The organism is Paenibacillus sp. 01L418 (assembly GCF_056400045.1).
On record NZ_JBFTSN010000228.1, the window covers coordinates 1 to 10,374 of the forward strand.

Consider the following 10,374-nt stretch of genomic DNA (forward strand, 5'->3'; position numbering starts at 1 on the left):
ACATTAACAAGTTCAGAGCATCAAGGATATAAGCCTGTGTATCATGAGAATCCGCACAACAGCCATGTTAATTCAGTTAATGAATTCTTTACAGATATCGCATTTTTAGAGTCCAATGCTGATCTGGATGAGGTTAGGCTTGAAATGCGAGCTCAAATTACATATGCGATTTCTCAAGGGATTGATCCCACTCATCTTGACAGTCATGCAGGGAGTATCTTTGGTCTAAACACAGGACGTGATTTTTTGGATATAGCATTAGATTTATGCCAAGAGTATCAACTGCCCTTTAATTTCCCTAGAAGAATTCTAATGCAGCCGTTTATAAACGAAGAGCAAAAGGAGAGGTTTTCCGAACGAATTTCTTCAGCGGACAGGCGCGGTATTTTCCTCATTGATGATATCATTTCTCTTCCCTATTGCCTTAGCACGAATGAAGAGCACGAGACGGTGAAGGCGCAGTTTGTATCCATGATCAAAAACCTAAAGTCTGGTATCACCCAGTTAACTGTTCATCCGTCTATCATTACTGATGAACTGAAGCAATTAACAAACTGTTATATGGAAAGGGAAATTGAATTCCGCTTACTCTGTGATTTGGATATAAAGCAGCTCTTCCTAAAGGAAAACATCAAGCTCATTTCGTGGAAGGACATTCGTGAACTACAACGTTCAATTAATGGGTAACAGCGTATTGTTTAACTCTGATCATTCCATAAATAAAGTTGAAGCCCGATAGCTTGGTTCTAGAGTTTATCGGGCCTCATAATCAGAATATTTACAGTGTTTATGAAGGAAGAAGAAGCAAACTAGATGCTGCTTTTTCTAGTTTTGGCTGCGTTGTTTCTCCTGCATTTCCAAATAATTGCGCATCCGGCGCATATTTTCTGGTGCGTCCATAGGGTCAGCGGCTATCATTTCGATGATACAGAGTCTTCCTGTACATTCCCTCTCCGCTTGAATTATAGCCTGATCAAGCTCTCCATAGGTTCGTACTGTCACGGCAAACGCATCGCCTCCAAACACTTCGGCAAGCTTAGTGTATGACCAGCGCGGAATTTTGTTATATTGCTGATTCTCTGTTTTGACATTTAAATATTTCTCGATTGTGTAGCCATCGTTGTTCAAGATGAAGATAATAGGCTTGCATTCATAATAGAGCATGGTGCTAATCTCTTGGGCTGTCAACTGCAAGGAGCCGTCACCTGTAAATAACAACACCCGCCGATCAGGTGCAGCGACGTTGGCACCGTATGCGGAAGGTGTGGCATAACCGATCGCCTCCCAGCCACCTTGCGCAATATATGTTGCATTGCGCGGCAGTCTCACCTGCGCCATCCCGTTGTAAAACGTGCCGGTCTCGGCGACCACAATATCCCCTTCCTTCAGCAACTTCTGAAAACGCGGGTAATAATTGGCCGCAGTTAGTGGGTCACCGGCACTGCCAGTTATTTGGTCGTATGGGAATGTCGTTTTTCCCGCTAAACCTTGGCCTATGTATCCAATATTCTGCACCGCAAGCAGCATGTCGGCTGCTAATACATTCGGATATTCCGCTTCTGCGACCTTGACCATGCCCGGTTGAATATTGATAGTCACGAGCGGGTTTAGCTTCGCAGTGAAGTTCGCGGTATTATTGTCCGCCCATACCATGCCTACTGCAATGACACAGTCTGCATTTTCTACTGCGGTTTGGACTTCAGAACTTCCGAATGAACCTTCGTACATCCCAATATAATTCGGATGGGTTTCGTCAAATGCCCCTTTGCCGAACATCATTGTTGCAACAGGTACGTTCATCGCATCGGCTAGATGCCGAACTGCGGTTACGAGGTCGAAACGCATGGTTTTGACATCAACCAAAATGATCGGCCGATGGGCACGCTCCAGCAGTTGGCGGGCATGTTCCGTTGCTGCCTGAAGAGTTTTCAGATTGGACATTGGACGCGGGGGTACCGGCTCACTTCGTGTCATGATCGGCATGGTCACTAGATCATCAGCCACAACGAGGTACACTGGCTTTTTCTTTTCCTTCGCAATACGAATGGCGGCAGGGATTTCAATCTCAGCGTTTTCCGGTGTCAGTACTGCAGTATAAGCCGTAATCTGCTCGTACACTTTGTGGAAGACGTCAAAGTTTCCATCCATTAGAGTGTGATGCATCAGCTTATGTTCCTTTTGATCCTTATCGGGAGGCGCACCTACTATATGAATTAGCGGCACATGCTCGCTGTTAGCTCCTGCTATCGCATTACAAGCACTAAGCTCTCCGACTCCAAAAGTCGTAATAAGAGCGGATATGCCTTTAACTCTTGCATAACCATCCGCCGCATAACCTGAGTTTAATTCGTTCCGTCCACTCATAAACCGGATGCCGTTATAGCGCTCCAGCGTATCCAATAGTGTAAAGTTGTAGTCTCCAGCAACGCCAAAAATTTCGGTAATGCCCTCCAGCTGTAGACAATCGAACAAGTACTGGCCTACTGTTTTTTGAGTCGTGCGAGTTTGCAGGTTAGCACTGCCAGCCGCTGTCATCGTTTTCATTTTCCGCTCACTCCCAATTCTTATCAGTCTGATCCTGTATAAGATTCCCATTTCATTGGACTGGTTATTCACTAAGGGTTTTTCTCATACGCTGGTACATCGTTATAATTAAAATAGGTAATAGCCTTATCAAAAAAAATCATATAAAATAAAATTACTCTTTTGAAAGTGAGCTGAAGACAGATGATGTGGTCACCACTCTTTGAAAACGATGTACCTGTAGTTATTCTTCCTTAACGGTAGAAAACTACAACTCCGTTAAGGACAGGAACTGTCTAGGAAAACGGAGGGTACAAAATGAAAAACACTTTATTAGGTTCTTTATATTTATCACTCGCAGCTAGCATTTGGGGCGGGATGTATGTTGTTGTAAAACATGTGGTAGACTTTGTTCCACCACTTGAATTAGTGTGGATTCGTTATGTAATTGCGATTTTATCATTGCTATTTATTGGCGTTGTAACGAAACAATCATGGCGGATTGAAAAGCGTGATTTATTATTAATTTTCTTCATTGGACTTATTGGAAATACAATTTCTATCATTACCCAAGAAGTAGGTACGATGCTTTCTACAGCACAAATGGGTGCTATTATTACTTCAACGACACCAGCATTCATAGTGCTATTTGCACGTATCATTTTAAAAGAAAAGATCACGTTTAAAAAAGCAATTTCAATTATTTTAGCAACAATAGGGGTAAGCATTATTGTCGGAAATGCCAATATCGATTCATCCCTACAGCTTGGTGGTGTATCACTGCTTATTGCCGCCCTTACTTGGGCGCTTATGTCTGTTCTTATTAAGCGGGTACCCAGGAACTATTCACAAATTGTTGTAACTTTTTATACAACCCTTGTAGCCATTGTTTTACTTACACCTTTCACCGTTACTCGATTGCCGGAGCTTGATTTTCAAGCCTTGATGCATCCATCTATATGGGGCGGACTATTGTACTTGGGAGTTATTTCGACAGCCTGTGCCTTTTTACTGTGGAATCGTGGGCTGCAAATGCTTAATGCTTCGAGTGGCGGATTATTTTTCTTTTTCCAACCTATAGTTGGTGCTTTTTTAGGCTGGCTATTGCTAGGTGAACAAATTGGCTTATCATTTTGGATAGGTACTATACTCATTTTTATTGGTTTGTTATTAGTCATTCGCGAAGAATGAATCGAAAAAGCTGATCAGCGCTATTGCCGATCAGCTTTTTTTTACTGTGAGAATTCCTTTTTTTTATCCGCAGGCAACCAAACTTTAGTTTATTTTAGACAATTGCAATTGGTTGGCCACACGCCGAAATTTGATAAACGAAAAAACTCTCCACGGAATGATATAACCGAAAGCTACTAGCATGAATAAAGCTGTTTTACCTTGAGGATCCAAGTCGGACAATTCTTGACGCAGAGCAAACCGTATGAACACAATACCTATGAAAGCTGCGATAAATCCCCAGTTTTTCTTAGAATAAATCAAATTGTCATCTCTCACTTCGTAATTAGTCGTCCAAATCAATGGGATGGAAAATATAACGCCAAGCCCGAAGGCTATTCCAAAAGCCCAAGCCGGTTCATTCACGTTAGGGTTAATAATTAAAGACAGGCCAGGGATTATGAATAACAGAGGAATCAGCAATCGAATCCCGTTCCCCCGTATTGGACGGTACATGCTTCTCGTCCTTCTCCACAAAACTAAAACGGCTATAAAAGCGATCATCATATAAAAAGTGTTTCCGTTCATTTTCTCGCTCACCTCATCGATTTGATACTTTTATCTTAATTGTTTTGGCATGCCTTATTTAGTGATAAAGGTAATTTTCTTAATATGACGATAGTCATTTTATGGGGTACTGGGAATCCTTGTGCTTGATCGCTCTTTCATAAAACTAAATAAACCTCTTACTCTTCTTATTTTCATCACAGCTAAACGCACCTTTTCTCGAAAACTCGAATACTAATTAATGTATATTTTAAGCATTTTAGGAAGTCTATGCATCTGAAAAGTCAACGCTATTCAAATTTACAAATAATTTAAGCGCTTATACTTAAAATAATTAATGAATTCGTTTTTCTTATAGGAACGGGGAGAAAAAGTGCGAAATAAGGAGAAAAATTTGAATTGGACAGGTAAATAGCTCTGAAATTCGTAGAAAAATCCTTGGAAGTGATTGACAGGGCTTTCCTTACAGGATAAACTCTTTTTTGAAGATTAAAGCGTTTAAACTTTTAGGTAATTTAAAATCGACCTGAAAGAGGGGGTGGAGCCAAGAGTGATTGTGAAAACCAAATATTTATGACAGCGCATTCAAAGAATTGGACTTTTTGATCATTCGTTTTCATTATGGAAAAGAAAAGAGGTTAAGTATATGCATAGTAGAAACAAACGGAAAAAATCATTTCATGTAATGACTTGTATATTATTAACGTTCATCATGTTGACAACCACTTTCTCCAACTTTGTTGCTGCCGCGGATGAACCAGCTGCTGTGAGTAACGGAGCAGAGAAGGTTGCGGAATGGATATTTCCGAATGAAGGGGATAATGGCATCTCCATAGCAACAGGCGGTGTTTACGGAGCGGCTTCCTTGTTCCAAAATGTCGGTGGAACGTTTGAATACTATAGCGGGAGCAACAAGGATCTTAGTTATCAAGGCTGGAGCGGTGATTTTAGCCAAAAATATTGGCTTGCTACGATCTCGACTAAAGGCTATAAAAATTTAACCTTGTCATCGGAGCAAACTTCTTCCGGCTCCGGACCACGTGATTTTAAACTGCAGATGAGTACGGACCGGGCGACATGGACGGATGTACCGAACGGTGCGGTTAAAATGACTAAAGGAGTATACAGTTGTCCGCCTAACGATGAATGCAAACTGAAAAACGTTGCGATTCCAAGTGAAGCGAATGATCAGGAGCTTCTGTATCTTCGCTGGGTCGTTAGCTCGGGACAGAACACAAATGGCAATAGTGATGGAATTGGAGGCGGAGGCTCCAGCAAAATCAGAAACATTCTGGTTCAAGGGGAGCGTATAGATAACTCGGCCATTCGTGTACCGACTATTGATCTGGTTAAGCTTCCAAAGGACAAGGCTGAAAATGTATCGGTGGATGCGCCGTTGACCGTGAAGTTTAATAAGGCCATCTCTTTAGATACCGCATCTGCTGTAAGCATTGTCGACAATGAGAATAAATCATTAGCCGGTGTTTCACTGGAAGTTGTTGGTGGAAACACGCTTAAGATTAATCATCCTGAGTTTAGTTATGGCAAAACGTATACGATCTCTGTTCCGAAATCATTAATCAAAGGTACTGACGAAGTAACTCAGATTCGTGATTTGACATGGAGCTTTAGCATACAACAATCGCCTTTCTTGCCGAAAATGATCAATATGACATTTAACGGTGATCCCAAGACGAGTATCGCTCTAGCATGGTATACCGATACGATGACAGACTCTGTCGTTCAAGTCGTTGAGGCTTCGAAAATGTCAGGGAATGTCTTCCCGGCAGATGGAGTAGTCAGCTATAAAGGAACGGCGGAGGAAATTGAAACCTTTATGACAGAAGCTGATCGTGATTCCAACACATTCACGAAATTCATCAGTCATAAAGCAATCGCAAGAGAGCTGAAACCAGGTACAGCTTATAAATTCCGAGTTGGCAATGGAGAAGAAGGCAGCTGGAGCATTATTGGTTCATTTACAACGGATACTGCAGCTAACCAACCTTTCCGCTTTATTGCAGGATCGGATTCGCAGGCTTCTAATAAGTCTGATTTTGAACCGTGGGCAGATACGTTTAGGAAAGCAGTCGATTATACTCTCGATCCTAAATTTCTGATCAGTGCAGGCGATTTGGTCGACAATGGAGATTTGGAAGAGCAATGGCAGTGGATGCTGGGCTTAGCACAGGATTCTCTCACGAATGTTCCTTATGTGCCTGTACTTGGCGGTCATGAAGTGAATGATTATGACGGTGATGTAACGACGCCTAATAATAATTTCTATAACCACTTCAACTTGCCTAAGCAAACGGTTGCCGGAACGGATGAAGGTTCTGTTTATTCCTTCGAGTATGGCGACGCGCTCTTCATGGTATTCAATTCCCAATATGAAGGCGGACTTGCTGCGAATGGGAAAGATGTAGAATGGGCAGATAAAGAGTTCTGGGATCAAGTGAAATGGATGCAAAACACAGTAGCAAAAAGCGATAAAAAATGGAAGTTCGTCACTTTCCATAAAGGACCTTACGGAGCTGGTGACAATTCAGCGCAATGGGAAGATGAGCGGGTTCAATTTTACAAAAAGTATCTCATTCCTGAATTTGACGAAATGGGCATCGATATGGTGTTCGAAGCTCATGATCATATGTATATGAGATCATTCCAAATGTTAAATGATGAGATCATTAAAGATTTTAAAATCGACGAGGAAGGCAATGCCATCGATCCTAAAGGTACAGTCTACCTGATGTCTAATGCGTTCGGAAATAAATTTTACGAAAAAAATAATCAGCATTATATTGATGAAAATGGGGATGCACAAGAAGTAAAGGATGAGAACGGCAATCCCATTCCTTATGATGATTACTTTGCTGAGATTGACACTCAACCATTCAAGAAAATGTTTACGGATGTGTCTATTTCGGATAAAGTACTTGCTTTTACCGCATTCACAGCAGCTGTTGCAGACGAAAAAGCTGAAAATACAGTTGGCAAGGGATTGAAAGCTTATGATGACTACGGAATCAGAAGAACGGATACGAAGCCGGAGAAAGTAGAGAACGTCAAGGTGAAGGTGGAAGGGGATAAAGCGATTTTATCTTGGAAGAAGCCTTCTACAGGAACTGAGCCGGTTAGAGGATTTAGAATTTACGAGAAGAACGACAAAGTAGCAGCACACTGGAGCGAATATATTTCGGCAACTGGCAATCAAACAGAATACAGCTTAGAAATTAAAGACATCAACCCTAATAAGAAATATGATTTTATCGTTAAGGCCGTTGGAACGAGAGACAATTCCGCTCCGGTGGAAGTCACAACGATTGAAAATGGTTCCGAGAATGAGCCGCCTTCAGCACCAACAAGCTTAACTGGAAAAGCTATATCCCCGTATCAGAACGAATTGACTTGGGCGGCATCTTCAGGAAACATCATCGTGGCAGGTTATAATGTGTACCGTGATGGCGTGAAAGTTGGCGCAACATCAAGCTCGAAGCTATCCTATTCCGATACAGGTTTAGCTGCAAACAGCACTTATACGTATGAAGTGAAAGCAATTAATCAAGAGGGACTAGAATCGCTTGCAAGCCATTCGATAAGTTTGAAGACGAAGCCGGCTGCTGCGGGTGAAGGTCCACTTAAAGCTTTCCCTCAGCATACCGCTTATGCGGACGGCACAATTAAGCCAAATCATATTACGCAAGCTGATATGGATAATACCGTGTCAAGATTATATGACGAGTGGAAAACGAAATATTTGAAAGAGAATCCATATACCTCAGGCCAATATTATGTGTGGTATGCGGATGGAGACTGGTTTGAAGAGAATGAGATTACCGTTTCTGAAGCTCATGGCTACGGAATGCTGATCACCGCTCTAATGGCAGGCCATGATAAAGATGCGAAGAAGTATTTTGACGGCATGTATCGTTATTTCAGAGCACATCCAAGCGAAATTAATCCAGACCTCATGGCTTGGCAGCAAGCTGATAATGGTAAAGCGATTATTGATATTAACGGTGTGGATTCAGCTACAGATGGAGATATGGATATTGCCTATGCACTTCTTCTTGCGAGTGAGCAATGGGGAAATGATGGGGAAATTGATTATTTGGCTCAGGCTCGTAAAGTAATAAAAGCCATTATGGATAGTGAAGTCAACCAAAAGGATTGGGTATTAAGAATTGCCGATTGGGCAACTAGCGGCGAGTATGAAAATGCTACCCGTCCTTCGGATTTCATGCTGMAGCATATGAAGGATTTTGCTGTTGTTTCCGGCGATGACCGTTGGAATCAGGTAGTCGACAAAACCTATAACGTGATGGAAAGCCTTTATAAAAATTTCAGTCCGAACGCTGGTCTGCTCCCAGACTTTGTCGTGAAGGATACTGACAGCGGAAGCTTTGTACCTGCACCGCCTTCCTTTTTAGAATCAGATACGGACGGCGATTATAGCTACAACTCATCCCGCACACCATGGCGCATAGGCACAGACTATCTCATTACAGGGGAAAAACGTGCAAAAGATCAGTTAAGTACATTAAATGAGTGGATTCGTAAAAAGACGGATAACGATCCACAAAATATTTTGGCGGGCTATAAATTGGATGGCTCGGAAGCGATAGCTGATTATCAAGATATCACTTTCTCAGCTCCGCTAATGGTTAGTGCAATGATCGATTCATCCAATCAAGAATGGCTAAATAAGCTATGGGATCATAATACGGCTGTTAAAACGGAAGATGATTTATATTTTGGTAATAACCTCCGTTTGCTCAGCATGATCGTCGTATCCGGCAACTGGTGGACACCAACTATCGTTGATACGGATGCGCCTACTGATCCATCGAATTTGAAAGCAGAAGCGGGTTCCAGCACTCAAATTAATTTGACGTGGTCTGCTTCTACTGACAATTTGGGAGTAGCAGGCTACAAGGTTTTCCGCAATGGTATTGAGCTGGCAACAACAACAAGTACATCTTATAGTGATACAGGGTTAAGCTCGGAAACAGCTTACCAGTATTATGTCATCGCATTCGATCATGCGAATAATTTCTCCAAGGCAAGCAATGCGAGAAATATTACGACACCTAAAGCGCCAACCGGCGGTAATTCAGGCGGCGGCACTGGTATAACAGAGATTGTATCTACGAATGGAAAAGCAACAATACCGGCTGGTTACTCAGCAAAGGTGAGTTTAGGTGAGAAAATTAAAGTCACGATCCCAGCTGGAGCAACAGCTCAGGAAATTATTCTGACCATTGAAGAACTGCTGGATACGGCTAAGCTTTTCTCGAAAGTCGATATTCCTCTCAGCTCAGTTTTTGAAGTGTTGAAAAATAGTTCGGGTAAATTCAGCAAAAATGTAACACTCGTCTTTGAATTTAATTCATCGCTGCTTAAAGAGAATCAAACGGCAGCTGTATTCTACTTCGATGAGACGAGCAAAAAATGGGTATCTATTGGAGGCAAGATAAACGGTAATAAAATTGAAGTTGAAGTGGATCACTTTACGAAATTTGCTGTCATGGCAATAAATAAAAATCAACTGAACTTCAAGGATATTGATGGTCACTGGGCACAGCTGAATATCCAAAAGGCAGTGGCAGAAGGCTTTGTAAATGGTTATTCAGACGGCACATTTAAGCCGAATATTTCGGTAACACGTGCGGAGTTTGCAGTGATGATGATGCAAATGCTGAAGCCGCAAACAAGCGGAAGCGAGCTGCAATTTAAAGATAAGTCTGCTATTGGCGCGTGGGCGGTTAAGGCAGTAGCTCAGGCTGTTGAGGCTGGTATTCTTACAGGTTATGAGGATGGCAGCTTCCGTCCAAATGCAAGCATATCAAGAGCCGAGATGGTTGCTATGATTGCAAAAGTTACTGGCCTTGATGCAGATGCAAGCGGTAAAACAGGCTTTGCTGATGACAGTGCTATACCTGCATGGGCTAAGAAGGCTGCAGAAACGGCGAAGAAGCAAGGAATTGTACAAGGACGCAGCGGTAATAAATTTGAGCCAACTGGCGTTGCTACCCGTGCTGAAGCGGTTACTGTGCTGCTGAAATTGAAAGAAGTTATAGGGAAATAATGTCTGAGCTTTACCGTCATTTATGC

General features: G+C 42.1%; 5 protein-coding genes. 3 read left to right on the top strand and 2 right to left on the bottom strand.

From position 1 onward, the window contains the following. Positions 1–687 (top strand): ChbG/HpnK family deacetylase (locus tag AC1DSE_RS22320; protein ID WP_477528205.1); only part of this gene is annotated, 687 nt, incomplete at its 5' end. 138 nt (positions 688–825) lie between these two features. Here AC1DSE_RS22320 and AC1DSE_RS22325 read toward each other — a convergent pair. After that, a complete protein-coding gene (locus AC1DSE_RS22325; RefSeq protein WP_477508945.1) occupies positions 826–2,544 on the bottom strand; it encodes an alpha-keto acid decarboxylase family protein in 1,719 nt (572 codons plus the stop codon). A 297-nt stretch (positions 2,545–2,841) separates the two neighbouring features. Between AC1DSE_RS22325 and AC1DSE_RS22330 the strand changes: the two genes are divergently transcribed. Further along, positions 2,842–3,714, top strand: coding sequence for a DMT family transporter (locus AC1DSE_RS22330; protein ID WP_477508944.1), 873 nt, complete (start codon positions 2,842–2,844; stop codon positions 3,712–3,714). Positions 3,715–3,798: 84 nt separating this feature from the next. Here the strand turns inward: AC1DSE_RS22330 and AC1DSE_RS22335 are convergent, their stop codons facing one another. After that, the gene (locus AC1DSE_RS22335) at positions 3,799–4,281 is read right to left on the bottom strand and encodes a CcdC family protein (RefSeq protein ID WP_441880315.1); all 483 of its coding nucleotides are present in this window, start codon (positions 4,279–4,281) and stop codon (positions 3,799–3,801) included. Positions 4,282–4,906: 625 nt separating this feature from the next. Here AC1DSE_RS22335 and AC1DSE_RS22340 point away from each other — a divergent pair. Continuing rightward, positions 4,907–10,348, top strand: coding sequence for a glycosyl hydrolase family 8 (locus tag AC1DSE_RS22340; RefSeq protein WP_477528206.1), 5,442 nt, complete (start codon positions 4,907–4,909; stop codon positions 10,346–10,348). The last annotated feature ends 26 nt before the right edge of the window (positions 10,349–10,374 follow it).